Source organism: Pseudomonas sp. MYb193, assembly GCF_002966775.1.
Taxonomy (GTDB): Bacteria; Pseudomonadota; Gammaproteobacteria; order Pseudomonadales; family Pseudomonadaceae; genus Aquipseudomonas; species Aquipseudomonas paracarnis.
Genome location: NZ_CP023269.1, coordinates 3561793 through 3579738, shown reverse-complemented (window position 1 = coordinate 3579738; position 17946 = coordinate 3561793). Strand labels below are relative to the sequence as shown.

Genomic DNA, 17946 nt, shown 5'->3' with positions numbered 1-17946 from the left:
TCCCACATTTGATCTTCGTCGCGCATAAAGTGTTGTTCACAACTGTTCATTGTCAACCCCGGCAGTGTTCAGTTGTTCAGCCGGATTGTTCACGCCTGAACATCATGATTCACCCATCTCCTTACACATCAAGCGCTTGCGGTTTTGGCACGAAACTCGCTCTGACAACGGACCAGATTCATTCCAATAATAAAAAAGGTCGTGTCATGTCATTGACCCTGGAACATGTCTCCCGCGTTGTCGACGGCCAAACCTGGATCGACGACGCCAACCTGCGGTTCGAAGCCGGTTCTTTCAACGTCCTGCTCGGTCGCACCCTGTCGGGCAAGACCAGCCTGATGCGCCTGATGGCCGGCCTGGACAAGCCCGACAGCGGCTGCATCCTGATGAACGGCGTGGATGTCACGCAAAAGCCGGTGCGCCTGCGGAATGTGTCGATGGTCTACCAGCAGTTCATCAACTATCCGACCATGACCGTGTTCGAGAACATCGCCTCGCCGTTGCGTCAGGCCGGTGTGTCCCAGGAGGTGATCCAGAGCAAGGTGCTGGAAACCGCCAAGATGCTGCGCATCGAGAAATTCCTGCAGCGCCACCCCTTGGAGTTATCCGGTGGTCAGCAGCAACGCACCGCCATGGCCCGCGCCCTGGTGAAAGACGCCGAACTGATTCTGTTCGATGAGCCGCTGGTCAACCTGGACTACAAACTGCGCGAAGAGCTGCGTCAGGAAATGCGCGAACTGTTCAAGGCGCGCCACACCATCGCCATTTACGCCACCACCGAGCCCAACGAGGCCCTGGCCTTGGGTGGCACCACCACCATTCTTCACGAGGGGCGAGTGATTCAGAGCGGCAAGGCCGCCGAGGTCTACCACCAGCCGCAAACGGTCCTCGCCGCTGAGCTGTTCTCCGAGCCGCCGATCAACCTGATGCCAGGGCGCATCAGCGGCAACGAAGTGAGCTTCGCCAATTTCGTGCATTTCCCACTCAATGTTGACCTGCGTCCTATCGGCGAAGGCGAATTCCGCTTTGGCGTGCGCCCCAGCCATATCAGCCTGGTGCCCAGCAACGATGATGACCTGGAGCTGGCGGTGACCGTGGAAGTCGCCGAAATCAGCGGCTCGGAAACCTTCCTGCATGTGCGCAGTGAGCATTTCCTGCTGGTGCTGCACCTGCCGGGGGTACATGAATACGATGTCGACGCGCCGATCCGCGTGTATATCCCCACCCATAAACTGTTTGTGTTCGATGGTCAGGGCCGCTTGGTCCAGGCCCCCGGGCGCCGTGTCGCGAGGGTTGCCTGATGGCCGAAATCCATTTGCGCAACCTGGCCCATAGCTACAGCCCTACGCCCACAGGGCCAGAAGACTACGCCATTCGGGAAATGAACCATGTGTGGGAGCAGGGCGGTGCCTACGCCTTGCTCGGGCCGTCAGGCTGCGGCAAGTCCACGCTGCTCAATATCATTTCCGGCCTGCTCAGCCCGTCCGAAGGCCAGGTGCTGTTTGATACTCAGGTGGTCAACGAGCTCACCCCGGAAAAACGCAATATCGCCCAGGTGTTCCAGTTCCCGGTGGTGTACGACACCATGACGGTGTTCGACAACCTGGCGTTTCCGCTGCGCAACCAGGGCATGGCCGAAGCGAAAATTCACAGCAAGGTGCAGGAAATTGCCGAAGTCCTCGACCTGCAAAACCTGCTGAGCAAAAAAGCCCGCAACCTCACGGCCGACGAAAAACAGAAAGTCTCCATGGGCCGTGGCCTGGTGCGCGATGACGTGTCGGCCATTCTGTTCGATGAGCCGCTGACGGTGATCGACCCGCACCTGAAGTGGAAACTGCGGCGCAAGCTCAAGCAGATTCACGAGCAGTTCAATATCACCATGGTCTACGTTACCCACGATCAACTGGAAGCCTCCACCTTCGCCGACAAGATCGCGGTGATGTACGGCGGGCAGATTGTGCAGTTCGGTACGCCGCGTGAATTGTTCGAGCGGCCCAGCCACACCTTTGTCGGTTACTTCATCGGTAGCCCTGGGATGAATCTGATCGAGGTGCAGGCCAAGGCTGGCGGTGTAGGGTTCGCCAATACCCTGTTGCCGCTGTCCGAAGCGATGCAGCAACGTCTCAACACCACCGACTACAAAAAGCTCCAGGTCGGCATTCGTCCGGAATTTATCCACGTATGGGACGAGTACAACCCTGACGCCCTGCAAGCCGACGTCGTACATGTGGAAGACCTCGGCACCTACAAGATCATGACCCTCAACCTCGATGGCGCCACCCTCAAGGTGCGCCTGGCCGAGGACAAACCGGTGCCGGAAGGCAAGGCTTCCATCAGCTTCCCCGCGCAATGGCTGATGCTCTACGCCGACGATTACCTGCTGGAGGTGGCGCCATGAACAAGGTGCAGAACAACAAGGCCTGGTGGCTGGTGCTGCCGGTGTTCCTGCTGGTGGCGTTCAGTGCGGTGATCCCGATGATGACCGTGGTCAACTATTCGGTGCAGGACATTTTCGACCAATCCAGCCGCTATTTCGTCGGGGCCGACTGGTACAGGCAGGTGCTGCTCGACCCGCGCCTGCACGACTCGCTGCTGCGCCAGTTCATCTACTCGGCTTGCGTGCTGTTGATCGAGATCCCGCTGGGCATCGCCATCGCCCTGACCATGCCCACCAAGGGCCGCTGGTCCTCGCTGGTGCTGATCATCCTCGCCATTCCCTTGCTGATTCCGTGGAACGTGGTCGGCACTATCTGGCAGATTTTTGGTCGCGCCGACATCGGCCTGCTGGGCTCGACCCTCAATGCCATGGGCATCAGCTACAACTATGCGGCCAACACCATGGACGCCTGGGTCACCGTGCTGGTGATGGACGTATGGCACTGGACCTCATTGGTGGCGCTGCTGTGCTACTCCGGCTTGCGCGCTATTCCCGATGTGTACTACCAGGCCGCGCGGATTGATCGTGCATCGGCCTGGGCGGTGTTCCGACATATCCAGTTGCCGAAGATGAAGAGCGTGCTGCTGATCGCGGTGATGTTGCGCTTCATGGACAGCTTCATGATCTACACCGAACCTTTCGTGCTCACCGGCGGCGGGCCGGGTAATGCCACCACCTTCCTGAGTCAGACGCTTACTCAAATGGCCGTCGGCCAATTCGACCTGGGCCCGGCGGCGGCGTTTTCCCTGGTGTACTTCCTGATCATCCTGTTGGTGTCCTGGCTGTTCTACACCGCCATGACCCATTCCGACGCCAACCGCTGAGGCCGCCAGCATGAGCAAACGCAAGCTAATTCCATTACTGATCTACATCCTGTTCCTGCTGGTGCCGATCTACTGGCTGTTGAACATGTCCTTCAAGAGCAACACCGAAATCCTCGGCGGCCTGACCCTGTTTCCGCAGGATTTCACCCTGGCCAACTACAAGGTGATCTTCACCGACCCGAGCTGGTACACCGGCTACCTCAACTCGCTGTACTACGTGAGCCTGAACACGGTGATCTCCCTGAGCGTGGCGCTACCAGCGGCGTATGCGTTCTCGCGCTACCGCTTCCTGGGTGACAAGCACCTGTTCTTCTGGCTGCTGACCAACCGCATGGCGCCGCCGGCGGTGTTTCTGCTGCCATTCTTCCAGCTGTATTCCTCCATCGGCCTGTTCGATACGCACATCGCCGTAGCCCTGGCTCACTGCCTGTTCAACGTGCCATTGGCGGTATGGATCCTGGAAGGCTTCATGTCCGGCGTACCCAAGGAAATCGACGAAACCGCCTACATCGACGGCTATAGTTTTCCCAAGTTCTTCGTGAAGATTTTTATCCCGCTGATCGGCTCCGGTATCGGTGTTACGGCGTTTTTCTGTTTCATGTTTTCCTGGGTAGAACTGCTGCTGGCGCGCACGCTCACCTCGGTCAACGCCAAACCCATCGCAGCGGTGATGACCCGTACGGTGTCGGCTTCCGGCATTGATTGGGGCGTGCTGGCAGCGGCGGGGGTGTTGACCATCCTGCCGGGCATGCTGGTGATCTGGTTTGTTCGCAACCACGTGGCCAAGGGCTTTGCCCTGGGCCGGGTCTAGAGGAGTCGATGATGGAATGGATGGCCTGGACCACCCCCACTGCGCTGTTCTTTGGCGGCATTGCCCTGATTCTGGCGGGCATGACCACTTGGGAATTGCGTTCGCCGAGTATCCCGCGGCGCGGTTTGCTGCCGATCAGTACCACCCGTGGCGATCGCTTGTTTATCGGTCTTCTCGGCAGCGCCTACCTGCATTTGCTGGTCATTGGCGTTACCGACTGGAGTATCTGGGTGGCGTCCGCGCTCTCCCTTGTTTGGCTGTTGAGTGTGATGCGTTGGGGCTAGCAAGCTCGCTCCTGCAAGCCCCCGTTTGAAACTAACCTGGAGGTCTCTATGTTGAATAAAAACAATAAGCTGCGACATAGCATTTCATTGGCCGCCGTACTGGCCCTCAGTGGTTTGAGCGCTTCGGCCTGGGCCGATGCGTATGAAGATGCCGCGAAAAAATGGATCGGCAGCGAGTTCAAACCCTCGACCCTTACCGAAGCCCAACAGCTTGAAGAGTTGAAGTGGTTTATCAAGGCGTCGGAGCCGTTCCGTGGGATGAAGATCAACGTGGTGTCGGAAACCCTCACCACCCACGAGTACGAATCCAAGGTGCTGGCCAAGGCCTTCAGTGAAATCACCGGCATCAAGCTGACCCACGACCTGCTGCAGGAAGGCGACGTGGTGGAGAAGCTGCAAACTCAGATGCAGTCCGACAAGAACATCTATGACGGCTGGGTCAACGATTCCGACTTGATCGGTACGCACTTTCGCTACGGCAAGACCGAATCCATCACCGACCTGATGGCCAACGAAGGCAAGGATTTCACCTCGCCCACCCTGGACCTCAAGGACTTTATCGGCCTGTCTTTCACCACCGCGCCGGACGGCAAGATCTACCAGTTGCCCGACCAGCAGTTCGCCAACCTCTATTGGTTCCGCGCCGACTGGTTCGAGCGGCCGGAGCTGAAGGCCAAGTTCAAGGAGAAATACGGCTACGACCTGGGCGTGCCGGTGAACTGGTCGGCTTATGAAGACATCGCCAAGTTCTTCAGCGAAGACGTCAAGGAAATCGATGGCAAGCGCATTTATGGGCACATGGACTACGGCAAGAAAGACCCGTCCCTGGGCTGGCGTTTCACCGATGCCTGGTTCTCCATGGCCGGCGGCGGCGACAAAGGCTTGCCCAACGGCTTGCCGGTGGACGAGTGGGGCATCCGTGTAGAGGACTGCCACCCGGTGGGCTCCAGCGTCACCCGTGGCGGCGACACCAACGGCCCGGCGGCGGTGTTCGCCACGCAGAAGTACGTGGACTGGATGAAAGCCTACGCGCCACCGGAAGCGGCGGGCATGACCTTCTCCGAATCCGGCCCGGTGCCGTCCCAGGGCAACATCGCCCAGCAGATCTTCTGGTACACCGCGTTTACCGCCGACATGGTCAAGCCGGGCCTGCCGGTGGTAAATGCCGACGGTACGCCAAAATGGCGCATGGCACCGTCCCCAGTCGGGCCGTATTGGGAAAAGGGCATGAAGAAGGGCTATCAGGACGTAGGTTCCTGGACCTTCCTCAAGTCCACGCCCGAAAAGCAGAAACTCGCGGCCTGGCTCTACGCGCAATTCGTGACCTCAAAAACGGTGTCGCTGAAGAAAACCATCGTTGGCCTGACGCCGATTCGTGAGTCCGATATCAACTCCCAGGCCATGACCGACATGGCGCCCAAACTCGGGGGGCTGGTGGAGTTCTACCGCAGCCCGGCCCGCACCGAGTGGTCCCCGACGGGCACCAACGTGCCGGACTACCCGCGCCTGGCGCAACTGTGGTGGAGCAATATCGCCGCAGCGGCCAGCGGCGAGAAGACCCCGCAACAGGCGCTGGACAACCTGGCCAAGGAGCAGGATGCGATCATGACGCGCCTGGAACGCTCCAAGGTGCAACCGGTGTGCGGCCCGAAAATGAACCCCGAGCGTGACGCGCAATACTGGTTCGACCAGCCGGGTGCACCGAAGCCGAAACTGGCCAACGAAAAGCCCAAGGGCGAAACCGTGAACTACAACGACCTGCTCAAGCAGTGGGAGGCGGCGCGTAAGTAATTTCGCTGAATGAGCTGAACACAACGGCACGCTTGCGTGCCGTTGTTTTTTTGTGGGTGAGCCACCTGCATTTCATCTGGTGCTCCGAGACAGCTTGCTAGCTTGGGACTAAACTGCTGAGCATTCATACAGGAGGTTATCTTATGGGTGTTCCACTTTCCCCAATTGTTTCCGAATTTGAAACCGAGGAGCAGGCAAATAGTCATGATCTTTGGTTTCGCGCCAAAGTCGAAAAAAGCTTGGCCAATCCCGGACCCGGTGTACCCCATGACGAAGTCATGGCGAGGGTCGAGGCGATTATCCTTGAAGCAGAACGTAAGCAGAGGGCCAAAGCCTGATGTTAAGCGTTGTTTGGCTTGATGAGGCTATCAGCGACCTGATTGACATCGTTACTTTCATTGCAGAAGAGAATCCTGGAGCGGCGCGACGTATCAAGACACGTCTTGAAGGTGCGCCTCTGCCACTGACCGAGCATCCTTACCTGTATCCGAACGGCCGTGTGCCCGGTACGCGGGAGGTCGTCGTTCACCCCAATTACGTCCTGGTGTATCGAGTAACAGCAGAGCGCATCGAGATAGTCAGCGTGTTGCACGCTCGGCAAGAGTATCCCTGATTTTCTCCTCATATCGCGTGGGGCACGATTTAGTGACCCAATGTCCCCATCTCAATAGCACCGCGACCGCTTGTCCCCACGTTAACAATCCAATCTGAATTTTCCGCACATCTCAAGGTTCTGCATCTTAGAAGCGCATGTTTTCAAGCGCTCTTGCAGGGCCACCTTGTGGGAGGCCCGTTGTAACGGACTTTGCGGAAACTGCCATCATGACACTCCTTACAGCGCTGTCTGGCCAGCCGGCCTCTCTCACCGACTCGGCCCAGGGCCGCCATCAACGGGTCTACCAACAGCTGCATGGCGAAACCCAAGACGCCACCGAACTGGCGCGTGAATACCTGCACGATCAATTGGCCCTGGTAGAGGCCACCGACTGCGACTTGCCTGAGGCGCCCGAACAGCTGATGGCCTGGGTCGAGCAACGCTGCGCCGAGGTGGCCCAGGCCTATGCCGACTACCTTGAGCAGCGCCGGCAAGGGGGGCCACGGCGGTATTTTCAGAACAAGGCCCATGCGTTGTACTTTCTGCAGCGCGTGGCACCCACCAAACAGGTCGACGGCGCCTGGCTCTATGGCTTGCTGCGCTATTGGCAAGACCAGCGCTTCGACGGCCTGCTCACCACTTACCTGGAAGAATTGGGCGATGGTGAAGCCGCGCAGAACCATGTGGTGATCTACCGCAAGTTGCTCAGCGAGCACGATGTGGACAGCGAAGCCGGCCTGGAGGATGACCATTACCTGCAAGGCGCGCTGCAACTGGCGCTTGGCGTGTGCGCCGACGAGTTCCTGCCGGAGGTTATTGGCTTCAACCTGGGTTACGAGCAACTGCCGCTGCACCTGTTGATCACCGCCTATGAACTCAGTGAGCTGGGTATCGACCCTTATTACTTCACGCTGCATGTCACCATCGACAACGCCAGCAGCGGCCACGCGAGCAAGGCGGCGCAATCGGTGCTGAACCTGTTGCCGCTAGGCGAGGGCAGGGCGGATTTTTATCGTCGCGTGGCCGCAGGCTACCGCCTGAACGATCTGGGGCCGGGTACTACGGCTGTGATCAAACAGTTCAACCTGCAGGACGAGGTGGTGGCGATGCTCGAACGCAAGCGCGCCTTCGGCCAGCACATGCATTCGGACTATTGCCGCTTCGAAGGGCAGACCGTCAACCAATGGCTGGCTCAGCCTGGGCAGATCGGCGCGTTCCTCAAGGCCCTCGAAGACAAAGGCTGGATCAAACACAACCAGGACCCCGCCAACAGCCGCTTCTGGCAATTGGTCGAGGGCGCTGGCGCCGCGATGTTCGGGGTGTTCAGCGGTTATGAAAAACAACTGATCCATGACTGGATTGCGGGTGAATGGGTTGCCAGCGAACGCGTGCCGCCCGTGCGGCCGGGACGCGGCAGCCGGTTTTCCCGCGAGCAGCATCGTCCCGCGGATCCTGATACCCAGGCCCTGGCGGAATCGTTGTGCAACTTGCCCGATGTGCAACAGCTCAATGCACTGATCCCGTGGCTGTCGGCACGCCGTCACTGCACGCCTGCCGGGCTGTATGCCACTCGCCGCTTTATCCAACTGCGCGCGCGCCTGCGCTAAGGAATGTGCCTATGTCTGCGCAACAACTGGCTGATCGTGCCTTGTTGAATTTGGGCCGCGGGTTGAAGGAGGGTGGTTATCGCTTTATCACGCCAACGCCCTTGACCCATGAGCGTGTCTATCGGCGGCTGGCGACGCCCCTGGCAATGACGCTGCGCGATGTGTTCGGTTGGTCGATGCCGTTCGATCAAGGCCTGTTGCCCGAGGCCCTGCGTGAAGAATTGCAGCAAGCGGATGTGATCGAAAAGCACGGCGCGTTATGGCGCAGCTCAGTGCGATGGTCGAGCCTCGACGAGCTGCTGTTCGCCCATTCGCCTTATCCCACCGACCAGGCGGACGCGGTGTTTTTCGGCCCCGACAGCTACCGCTTTGCCCACGTGATCGAAGCCTATCTGCAACAGCGTTTCGAGCCGCTCAAGCGCGCTGTGGACATTGGCTGTGGCGCCGGTGTCGGCGCGCTGGTGATTGCTAAAGCCCGGCATGACGCCCAGGTGCTGGCGGTGGATATCAACCCGCGTGCTCTGCGCATGACCGCGGTGAATGCCGAGCTGGCCGCGCTGAATAACGTCAGCGTGTACCACAGTGACGTGCTGGCCAGTGTGGAGGGCGAATTCGACCTGATCGTCGCCAACCCGCCGTACATGAAAGATGACCGCCAGCGCGCCTATCGCCATGGCGGCGGCGCCTTGGGGGAGCAGTTGTCGCTGCGCATCGTCAGTGAGTCCATCGGGCGCCTGGCCCTGGGCGGTAGCCTGTTGCTGTATACCGGGGTGGCGATGGTGGCCGGCAGCGACCCTTTCCTGGAGGCAGTCAAGCCATTGCTGGGCAGCGACGCCTACGGCTGGACCTACCGCGAACTGGACCCGGACGTTTTCGGTGAAGAACTGGAAAAGCCAGGCTATGAGCAGGTGGAGCGCATCGCCGTGGTCGCGCTGACTGTCACCCGATTGCGCTGAATACCCGATGCTCACCTTTGGCATTGAAGAGGAATACTTCATCACCGACCTGCACAGCCGCCAGATGGTCGGCGAGCCCTCGGCGGCAGTGCTGGCGGCCTGTCGCGAAGCGATTGGCGCGGGCTTCTCGTTTGAGATGTTCCAGGGCCAGATCGAGGCGGCCTCTCCGGTGTTCACCTCCAGCGCCGAAGCGGCGGACTACTTCCGGGCAGTGCGCGGCAACCTGGCGCAATCCCTGGCTGAGTTCGGCCTCGGTGTGGTGTGCGCCGGCAGCCACCCCCTGGCCGATTGGCGTGGGCAGCGGCCAACCGATCAGGCGCATTTCCGGCAACTGTTCGACGATATTCAATATGTAGCGCGGCGCAGTGTGTTGTGCGGGCTGCATGTGCATGTGCAGGTGCCGCAAACGCTGGACCGTATCGCGGTGATGAACCAGGTGTCGCCATGGTTGCCGTTGTTGCTGCTGTTCAGTTGCTCGTCCCCCTTCTGGGACGGCGCGCCCAGCGGCTTCATGAGCTACCGCCAGGCCGCGTGCGACGAGTGGCCCCGCATGGGCGTGCCGGAACACTTCAGCGATTGGGCCGAGTACCAGCGCTACCTGGCCCTGTTACAGCGAATCGGCGCGATCAAGGCCGATGGCAATGGCTGGTGGGGAATTCGCCCAGCGGCACGTTATCCCACCCTGGAACTGCGCATGACCGACGCCTGTCCACGGCTGACGGACGCCTTGGCCCTCGCCACGCTGTTTCGGGTGATGGTCGCCCATGCCTGCGCGATGCAGCGCCCTGGCGCCGGGTTCAGTGCCGAGGCGCGCTGGCTGCTCAAGGAAAATCGCTGGCAGGCCAAACGTTATGGTGCCGCTGGCACCTTCGCGTTGGACGACGCAGGCACCCTGGGCAGCGCTGAGCAATGGCTGCAATGCGCCCGGCAGACCTTTGCCGCCACCGCAGAGGCCATGGCCGAGCCGCTGCTGTTCGATACCCTGCAGGCGCTGCTGCGACGCGGCAACAGCGCGGCCGAGCAGTTGCGCTGGCAGGCCCAGGCCCAGGCGAGCGGCGCCGATGCGCTTGCCAGCTTGCGCCAGGTAGTCGACCTGCTGTTGGCCCAGACTCGCGGCGACCATTGATCGGGTCTTGATCAAGGTTGATGGAACACTGAAGGGGCTGCTTCGCCCTTAAGAGGAATGCCGCAAGGTGATCCTGCTGCCGGGTGGGAGCGACCGGCCGCTCACCGAGCCGCTGGACGAACTGACCCCTGAGTTGCGCGTACAAAGCGTTCCCGGTTTCTAAATCAATACCCGGAAAAGTGTGGGAGCTGGTTTGCCTGCTATAGCGGTGGTTCAGTTGAATATTCAGTGACTGACACGCCGCTTTCGCAGGCAAGCCAGCTCCCACAGGGGATCTGTGCCGGACGCTGATTTTGTGGGCGATGCATGACCAATGTGGGAGCTGGCTTGCCTGCGAAGGCGGCGTGTCAGTCACTGCATCTGTGACTGCGCTACTGCTTTCGCAGGCAAGCCCGCTCCCACATGGATCTTCTTTGCTTCGACAGTGCTGTTTCCCACATTGGCCGGTGTCAGGCTGCGGCTTGCGGCTGGATGCGCAATTCACCTTCGACATCTTTGACCAACCCACTGGCGACAAACAGCGGCGCCAGGCGTTTGTGCAACTGTGGCTCGACAAACTCCTTCACTGTATCCAGCGCCAACGCACCACTGAGCGGCAGCTCGGCCTTGGTGTACGACAACCATGCCTTCTTCAACACCATCAACACATCACTGCCCGCCGTCGAAGCAAAGCGACGGTGCACCGGCTTACCCTCGAAGGCGAAGGTGTGTTGGAACTCATAACCGCTTTCATCGCCACCGTTGGCCGTGCAGCGCACGCAGGTGCAAGGGCCGTCGCCGAAGGCGCTGCGCAGGTAGGCGTTGAAGTCCACCACGGGCTTGAGTGACAGGCGCTTATCAACCTCGAACAGGTCCCCGGTCATTTTTTCGTCAGTGTTCAACGTCCATTTCCTCGCAGTCGTTTGCTGTGTTTCAAAGCGCGGCACAATACCAGCCGAGCGTGGGTTTGGGGATTATTTGCGTCGTGGGAGAGTCAGCGGAAGAATTCACCGGGGGTGGAATCGAACTGCTGACGAAATGCATTGATAAAGGCTGAGGTCGATTCATAGCCACACCCCAGTGCCACATCCGTCACCCGCTCGCCTTGTTCCAGGGCGGGCAGGGCGCTCAACAGGCGCAGGCGCTGGCGCCACGCGCGGAATGTCAGCCCGGTGTCACTCAGGAACACCCGACTGAGGGTCTTTTCGCTGACCCCCAGTTTGCGGCTCCACTCGCCCAAGGTGGTCTGCTGCTCGGGGTGCAGGTTCAGGCTGCGGTAGATCTGCCGCAGCCGTGCGTCGTGAGGCAGCGGCAACATCAAATCCACCTGGGGCGCGGCGGCGAGCTGATCGAGCAGTACCTGAGCCAGGCGCCCGTCCGGCCCGTCCTCGGTATATTCCACCGGCAATTGGCTGAAGTTGCGGATCAGCTCGCGTAACAAACTGCTCACCTCCAGCACCTGGCAACGCTCGGCGGCCCAGGCGGTGACGCTGCAATCGAGGTACAAGCTGCGCATTTCCGTATGGGGCGAACTGAACACACGATGGGGCATGCCGGCCGGAATCCATACGGCGCGCTGCGGTGGCGCGACAAAACGACCGACGCTGGTCTGGATCTCCAGCACCCCGGAAATCGCGTAGGACAACTGCACCCACGGGTGGCTGTGGCGTCGTGTCAGCGCCCGGTTGGGCAAGGATTCAGTACGCCCGTACACCGGCCTCGGCAGGCTGGAAAGCCCAGGTACACTGCGGCGCACGGCTTTTTCATGTCCTTTAGGCGGCATTTACTGGCTCATTGGCGTTAGTCGGTAACAGGTGGTTACGTTAGAGTCGTCGCGACGCTCTTGGCAACCCCTGGAAGAATTGCTTATGACCCGGCCCCGGTTTCTCCCCGACAACTTCACCCTCACCCTGATCGGCACCGTGATCCTCGCCTCACTGCTGCCCGCCAGCGGCCAGACCGCCGTGGCGTTCGGCTGGGTCACCAACCTGGCCATCGCGCTGCTGTTTTTCCTGCACGGCGCCAAGCTGTCGCGCAAGGCCATCGTCGCCGGTGCCGGCCACTGGCGTTTGCATTTGCTGGTGTTCAGCCTGACCTTCGTACTGTTTCCGTTGCTGGGCCTGGCGCTCAAGCCAGTGCTGTCGCCGCTGATCGGCAACGAGCTGTACATGGGCATGCTCTACCTCTGCGCCTTGCCGGCCACTGTGCAATCGGCGATTGCCTTTACCTCCCTGGCCCGCGGCAATATCCCGGCGGCCATCTGCAGCGCGGCGGCGTCCAGCCTGTTCGGCATCTTCCTGACGCCGCTGCTGGTAGCGCTGCTGCTCAACGTGCATGGGGATGGCGGCTCCACAGTCGATGCGATTGTCAAAATCAGCGTGCAGTTGTTGCTGCCGTTCATTGCCGGGCAAGTCGCCAGCCGCTGGATTGGGGGCTGGGTCGGGCGAAATAAAGCCTGGCTGAAATTCGTCGACCAGGGCTCGATTCTGTTGGTGGTCTACGGGGCTTTCAGCGAGGCGGTCAACGAAGGCATCTGGCACCAGATCCCGCTGTGGGAATTGGGCGGGTTGGTGGTGGCCTGCTGCGTATTGCTGGCCCTGGTGTTGGTGGCGTCGACGCTGCTGGGCAAGGCGTTTGGCTTTAACCAGGAAGACCGCATCACCATCCTGTTCTGCGGCTCGAAGAAAAGCCTGGCGACCGGCGTGCCGATGGCGCAGGTGCTGTTTGCCGGGGCGAGCATGGGCGTGTTGATTTTGCCGTTGATGTTGTTTCACCAGATCCAGTTGATGGTCTGCGCGGCGTTGGCCCAACGCTATGCCCAGCGGCCGGAGAGCATTCCTGAATTGATGGGGCAGGTGGATCCGTGATGCACCTCTCATTCGCGGGTAAATAAGCTCAAGTTAACCGGCGTGCCGACGACTTACTTCTTAACTAACCCAAGAAGGAGTGTCGGCATGAACGTTCGTCGTGTTGCGGTAATGACTGGCCTCCTGGGCCTGTGGGCAAGTACCTGCGGCGCCGCCCAGACCGTGGGGCAGGGCACCATCAGGTTCAGCGGCGCGATTGTCGAGTCAGGGTGTGCGACAAATGCGCGCAGCGGCTCGGTAATGGAACTGCGCGGTTGCGCCCAATCCAGTCGTGGCAGCCGAATCGAGGTGCGCAGTGTCGCGCCGGTGGTCAGCGTCGACGTACCCCACGTGCGGCTGGTAGCGGACACCGGCGAGGGGCGCTATTACGATCAGCGGTACGTGCTGGTAGACCGCGCCGGCAAGCTGATTCAGTCGGGCAATTACGTGATTACCATGACCTCGCCATAAACCCTGGGGCGACGATCCGCAGCAACAGCGGTGCGAGAAACCTATAGAATGCTCGGCGGCGGCGCTTGTCCTGGGTGGCCGCTTGATCATCGTCAGAGTACCGCGCCCGTCAATGAGCCTTTCAGCCGCAACCCCCCAAGCCAATTGGCAACCGGTCATCGCCCTCGCGCTGGCCGCGTTTGTGTTCAATACCACCGAATTTGTCCCCGTCGGGCTGCTCAGCGCCATTGGTGCCAGCTTTGACATGCCCGTGGCCAGCGTCGGCCTGATGCTCACCATTTACGCGTGGATCGTGTCGCTGACCTCGCTGCCGGTGATGCTGCTGACCCGCAACGTCGAACGGCGCAAGCTGCTGATCGTATTGTTCGGTCTGTTTATCGCCAGCCATATCCTCTCCAGCGTGGCCACCAGCTTCGGCTTGCTGATGGTCAGTCGGGTCGGCATTGCCCTGGCCCATGCGTTGTTCTGGTCGATCACGGCTTCACTGGCTGTGCGCCTGGCGCCAGAGGGCAAGCAGGTGCAGGCCCTTGGTTTGCTGGCCACCGGCACGTCCCTGGCGATGGTGCTGGGTATTCCGTTAGGCCGTCTGTTGGGCGAGGCCATGGGCTGGCGTACCACCTTTCTGGTGATCGCCGCCTTCGCCGCCGCCCTGGTGTTCTGGCTGGCGCGCAGCTTGCCGCTGCTGCCCAGCCAGAACTCCGGCTCCCTGCGCAGCCTGCCGTTGCTGTTCAAGCGCCCGGCGCTGGTGGCGCTCTACGTGCTGACCGCAATGACCGTCACTGCGCAATTCACCGCCTACAGCTACATCGAACCCTTCGTCGAAGGCGTCGCCGGCCTGGGCGGCAGTGCCGTGACCCTGATCCTGCTGGTGTTCGGTGGTGCTGGCATCATCGGCTCGTTGTTGTTCAGCCTGGTGCATCGCTTCAACCCCCACCTGTTCGTGATCGGCGCAGTGTCTATCCTCGCCGCGTGCCTGGCGCTGATGCTGCCGTTGAGCGGCGCCGAGTCTTACCTGGTGGGGCTGAGCATTTTCTGGGGCATGGCGATCATGGGGTTTGGCCTGGCCATGCAGTCCAAGGTGTTGGTGCTGGCACCGGATGCCACGGATGTGGCCATGGCGATGTTTTCCGGGATCTACAACATTGGCATCGGCGGCGGCGCGTTGATGGGCAGTTGGGTGGGCAGCCACTTCGGCTTCGCCTGGATCGGCGCGGCGGGCGGTTTGCTGGCTGGGCTGGCGTTGGTGGGGTATTGCCTGGCGATTCGGCGGTTTGGGCAGGGTGGTGCCCCGATGCCAAGCTGATCGCCCCGTATCCACCGGATAACTGCAGACTAAGTGTGGGAGCTGGCTTGCCTGCGATGGCGGTGTGTCAGCCACTGCATCTGTTGCTGCACGACCGCTTTTGCAGGCAAGCCAGCTCCCACATTTGATCTTCACTGCCTTGAGCAATGCGTTCGCTTGACTGACTGTTCTACGCCACCGGAATCAACGGATCGGCCGCTGCCAACGCCGCCGCTCTCTCTGCCATCGGTGGGTAGATCCACACGCTATTGATCTGCTGTTTGAGTTCCTTGGCTTCCTGGCCCACCAGCTTGAGCTGACGGTCCCAGCCTTCGGTGTACACCGCGCCCCAGGCGCCGAGGTCGAGGCAGGTCACGTATTTGGGTTGGCTGTAGGCCATGGGGGCCACGCCGATCAGATCGGCGGCAACGTTGTTGCCGGCGTAGCGGCCCAGGGCGATGGCGTGCTGGCAGGACATGGCAGCGAAGTTGCCCAGCGCGTCTGTGGCGGCGTAGGCCACGTCGCCAGCGGCGAAGATGTCAGCCTGGCCCTTGACCTTGAGGTGGGCGTCCACGTGCAGGCGGCCCTGGGCATCGCGGGTGCCCTCAATCTGTTCGGTCAGCGGGTTGGCGCGAAAGCCGATGGTCCAGATCACGGTGCTCGATTCAATCCGCTGCCCATCTGCCAGGGTCACACCACCGGCATCCACCGAGGCGACCGAGGTGTTCAGTACCCATTCAAGTCCCAGTGCCTGGCTGGCTTCGATGATCGATGGGCGTATGCCATCGCCCATGGACGCGGCAATCTGCGGCCCGCGGTCGACCACGATCACACGGATGTTGGCCGTCTCACCCAGTGCAGCACGCAGGCGCGCCGGCATTTCGGTGGCGGTCTCGATACCGGTAAAGCCGCCGCCGGCCACTACCACGGTATTGCGGGCCGGGGTGTCGGGCAGGTTTTTGAGGGCGTTGATATGGGCTTCAAGGTGCGCGGCGTCTTCGATCTGATCCACATCGAACACATGCTCGATGCCGTCCATGCCGGGGCGGTTCAAGCGGCTGCCGGCGGCCACTACCAGGCGATCGTAGGCGAGGGTGGCCGGGATGCCGGCCGCGTTGCGGTAGGTCACTTGCTTATTAGTGGCGTCAATGCTGTCGGCGGCGCCTTGCACAAAGGTCACGCCCACAGCGTCGAACAGCGCATCAAGCGGGGCCAGCATGGTATGTACATCGGGCTCGTAGAACCGCGGGCGGATACGCAGCTCCGCTTGGGGGGCGAGCAGGCTGATGCGCACATCGTTGCGGTCGTGTTTATCCAGTAGCCGAGCCGCGCTCAAGGCGCTCCACACGCCACCGAACCCGGCGCCAATGATCAGAATGTGTTGTTTCATGGGGTTGCTCCAGAGACCAGGTAAGCCGCAAGGCATTGCCGGATCACTGTAAAAGCAGCAGGGTCTGTCCGAAAGGACATATAACCCTGGATGACTGCCAGCTCTGCCGGCCTAGCGGGAAAAGCGCTCGCGGTAGTCGCGGGGTGAGATGGCCAGGTGGCGGTGGAAGGTGCAGCGCATGCGTTCCTCATCGCCAAACCCGCAAAGCCCGGCGATCTGGTCGATGCTGCGCTGGGAGTCTTCGAGCATGCGGCGCGCCGCTTCCATGCGAAACAGTTCGATGGCCTTGGCCGGGGTGCGACCGGTTTTTTGCTTATAGACCCGGGCAAAGTTGCGTGGGCTCATATGGCTCTGCGCGGCCAGGCGCTCGACACTGAGGTCGCTGTCGCGCAGGTTGTCGCTGATCCACGCATGCAGCGCATCAAAGCTGGCGCTGTCGGCGGTTTGCGCTTGCAGCACCTGGCTGAACTGCGCCTGGCCACCGGGGCGCTTGAGGAACACCACCAATTCGCGTGCCACTTGCAGCGCCACTTCGCGCCCGCAGTCAGCCTCCACCAGCGCGAGCGCCAGGTCGATCCCGGCGCTGACGCCCGCCGAGGTCCACACCTGGCCTTGCTGCACGAAGATCGCGTCCACGTCCACCTCGATGCTCGGGAAGCGTTGCTTGAGCAGCTCGCACATGGCCCAATGCGTTGCCGCGCGGCGCCCCTCCAGCAAGCCCGCCAGCGCCAGCAAAAACGTGCCGCTGCACACCGAGGCGGTCCGTCGCGCCTGGCCGGAGGCGTTGCGCAACCAGTCCACCAGCGCGGTATTTTCCAGCATGGCTTGCTCAATGGCCGGCGCGCCGGGTACCACCAGGGTGTCGATGGCAGCGGGGTCAAACTGTGCCAAGGCGACGGTGTCGACGCTCAAGCCCTCGGCGGTCGGCATCAGCCCGCCCGCCAGGCTGGCGTTGTGCAACACATAACCTTGCAAACCGCGCTCGGCCATGGCCTTGGTCGCGGCCCAGAACACCGTCTGGGCGCCAGTCAGATCGAGCAAGCCCATGTGCGGGTAGGTCAGGAACACCAACGTGCGTGGTTGGGCCAGAGGAGAGAGTGCAGTCATGCGCAGGCCAGCAGCTTTTCCAGTTTTTCCTGATCCCGCGCAAACTGTCGGATCCCTTCGGTACGCAATCGCTCTGCGTATTCCGGGATGGCGCAGGCCTTGAGCAGCAGCGACGGGTTGGTGGTGGCGCCCACGGGCCGCAGGCGGCTGATGGCTTCCAGATTGCCGGTGTCGCAGACCACAGTGGTGAATGGCTTGAGTTGTTCAAGTTTGGACGTCATCGCCGCGTTCTCCGGAAAGGGCACGGCGCTGTTTTACCATGTCCCGCGCACCTTGTTTACCCTGAGGCTGTCAGGTCCGGGCCGCCTTGGCATCCACAGAGAAGGGTAACCGCCAGAGTCCGGTGGAACCCTTCAGCCGGGCACTTGTCCCCGCTTCCCATGTCACCCCCCAGCCCACAGATACCTTAATTTTCCAAGCCTGCCGGAAGCCACTCCAGG

Annotated in this window: 18 protein-coding genes and 1 pseudogene; 14 read left to right on the top strand and 5 right to left on the bottom strand. The window is 61.2% G+C overall.

The features are described 5' to 3' along the window. Positions 1 to 206 precede the first annotated feature (206 nt). The 11 genes from CLM72_RS16125 (at position 207) to CLM72_RS16075 (ending at position 10431) form a co-directional block, all read left to right on the top strand. Positions 207 to 1301 carry an ABC transporter ATP-binding protein gene (locus CLM72_RS16125; protein WP_105227134.1) on the top strand — a complete coding sequence of 365 codons (1095 nt, stop codon included), beginning with the start codon at positions 207 to 209 and terminating at the stop codon, positions 1299 to 1301. Next, positions 1301 to 2398 carry an ABC transporter ATP-binding protein gene (locus CLM72_RS16120; RefSeq protein ID WP_105227133.1) on the top strand — a complete coding sequence of 366 codons (1098 nt, stop codon included), beginning with the start codon at positions 1301 to 1303 and terminating at the stop codon, positions 2396 to 2398. Before CLM72_RS16125 ends, CLM72_RS16120 begins: the two co-directional genes overlap by 1 nt. Beyond that, the gene (locus tag CLM72_RS16115; RefSeq protein ID WP_105227132.1) at positions 2395 to 3261 is read left to right on the top strand and encodes a carbohydrate ABC transporter permease; all 867 of its coding nucleotides are present in this window, start codon (positions 2395 to 2397) and stop codon (positions 3259 to 3261) included. The genes CLM72_RS16120 and CLM72_RS16115 overlap by 4 nt, the downstream gene beginning before the upstream one ends. A 10-nt stretch (positions 3262 to 3271) precedes the next feature. After that, positions 3272 to 4072 (top strand): carbohydrate ABC transporter permease, encoded by an 801-nt coding sequence (locus CLM72_RS16110; RefSeq protein WP_003232361.1) that lies wholly within the window; start codon positions 3272 to 3274, stop codon positions 4070 to 4072. A gap of 11 nt (positions 4073 to 4083) precedes the next feature. Beyond that, on the top strand, positions 4084 to 4356 hold the full coding sequence (locus CLM72_RS16105; RefSeq protein ID WP_014718862.1) for a DUF2160 domain-containing protein: 273 nt from the start codon (positions 4084 to 4086) through the stop codon (positions 4354 to 4356). A 48-nt stretch (positions 4357 to 4404) separates the two neighbouring features. Then, complete coding sequence (locus CLM72_RS16100; protein ID WP_003192009.1) at positions 4405 to 6147, top strand: ABC transporter substrate-binding protein; 1743 nt, start codon at positions 4405 to 4407, stop codon at positions 6145 to 6147. A gap of 143 nt (positions 6148 to 6290) precedes the next feature. Beyond that, positions 6291 to 6485, top strand: a complete 195-nt coding sequence (locus tag CLM72_RS16095) for a stability determinant (RefSeq protein WP_105227131.1) — start codon at positions 6291 to 6293, stop codon at positions 6483 to 6485. Further along, positions 6485 to 6760: a type II toxin-antitoxin system RelE/ParE family toxin gene (locus CLM72_RS16090; protein WP_105227130.1), complete on the top strand. Its 276-nt coding sequence runs from the start codon at positions 6485 to 6487 to the stop codon at positions 6758 to 6760. The genes CLM72_RS16095 and CLM72_RS16090 overlap by 1 nt, the downstream gene beginning before the upstream one ends. 209 nt (positions 6761 to 6969) lie before the next feature. Further along, complete coding sequence (locus CLM72_RS16085; RefSeq protein ID WP_105227129.1) at positions 6970 to 8349, top strand: iron-containing redox enzyme family protein; 1380 nt, start codon at positions 6970 to 6972, stop codon at positions 8347 to 8349. An 11-nt stretch (positions 8350 to 8360) separates the two neighbouring features. After that, positions 8361 to 9305, top strand: coding sequence for a class I SAM-dependent methyltransferase (locus CLM72_RS16080; protein WP_105227128.1), 945 nt, complete (start codon positions 8361 to 8363; stop codon positions 9303 to 9305). A gap of 7 nt (positions 9306 to 9312) precedes the next feature. After that, the gene (locus tag CLM72_RS16075) at positions 9313 to 10431 is read left to right on the top strand and encodes a carboxylate-amine ligase (protein WP_105227127.1); all 1119 of its coding nucleotides are present in this window, start codon (positions 9313 to 9315) and stop codon (positions 10429 to 10431) included. 449 nt (positions 10432 to 10880) lie between these two features. Here CLM72_RS16075 and CLM72_RS16070 read toward each other — a convergent pair whose 3' ends face one another. Both CLM72_RS16070 and CLM72_RS16065 read right to left on the bottom strand, forming a co-directional pair. After that, a complete protein-coding gene (locus CLM72_RS16070) occupies positions 10881 to 11312 on the bottom strand; it encodes a hypothetical protein (RefSeq protein ID WP_105227126.1) in 432 nt (143 codons plus the stop codon). A 92-nt stretch (positions 11313 to 11404) separates the two neighbouring features. Continuing rightward, positions 11405 to 12193: a helix-turn-helix domain-containing protein gene (locus CLM72_RS16065; protein ID WP_105227125.1), complete on the bottom strand. Its 789-nt coding sequence runs from the start codon at positions 12191 to 12193 to the stop codon at positions 11405 to 11407. A gap of 85 nt (positions 12194 to 12278) precedes the next feature. Here CLM72_RS16065 and CLM72_RS16060 point away from each other — a divergent pair, with 85 nt between their 5' ends. The 3 genes from CLM72_RS16060 (at position 12279) to CLM72_RS16050 (ending at position 15030) form a co-directional block, all read left to right on the top strand. After that, positions 12279 to 13277 (top strand): bile acid:sodium symporter family protein, encoded by a 999-nt coding sequence (locus CLM72_RS16060; RefSeq protein WP_105227124.1) that lies wholly within the window; start codon positions 12279 to 12281, stop codon positions 13275 to 13277. 87 nt (positions 13278 to 13364) lie between these two features. After that, entirely contained in the window at positions 13365 to 13727 is a 363-nt protein-coding gene (locus CLM72_RS16055) for a type 1 fimbrial protein (protein WP_105227123.1), read from the top strand. Between the two features lie 112 nt (positions 13728 to 13839). After that, positions 13840 to 15030 (top strand): sugar transporter, encoded by a 1191-nt coding sequence (locus tag CLM72_RS16050; RefSeq protein ID WP_105227122.1) that lies wholly within the window; start codon positions 13840 to 13842, stop codon positions 15028 to 15030. 169 nt (positions 15031 to 15199) lie between these two features. On the opposite strand, the gene CLM72_RS16045 is transcribed toward CLM72_RS16050, so the two are convergent. The 3 genes and pseudogenes from CLM72_RS16045 to CLM72_RS16035 form a co-directional block, all read right to left on the bottom strand. Further along, complete coding sequence (locus CLM72_RS16045) at positions 15200 to 16399, bottom strand: NAD(P)/FAD-dependent oxidoreductase (protein ID WP_105227121.1); 1200 nt, start codon at positions 16397 to 16399, stop codon at positions 15200 to 15202. A 111-nt stretch (positions 16400 to 16510) separates the two neighbouring features. After that, positions 16511 to 17506 (bottom strand): GlxA family transcriptional regulator, encoded by a 996-nt coding sequence (locus tag CLM72_RS16040; protein ID WP_072445993.1) that lies wholly within the window; start codon positions 17504 to 17506, stop codon positions 16511 to 16513. Positions 17507 to 17568: 62 nt separating this feature from the next. Beyond that, a pseudogene (locus tag CLM72_RS16035) lies at positions 17569 to 17727 on the bottom strand (transaldolase family protein); the annotation flags it as partial. Between the last annotated feature and the right edge of the window lie 219 nt (positions 17728 to 17946).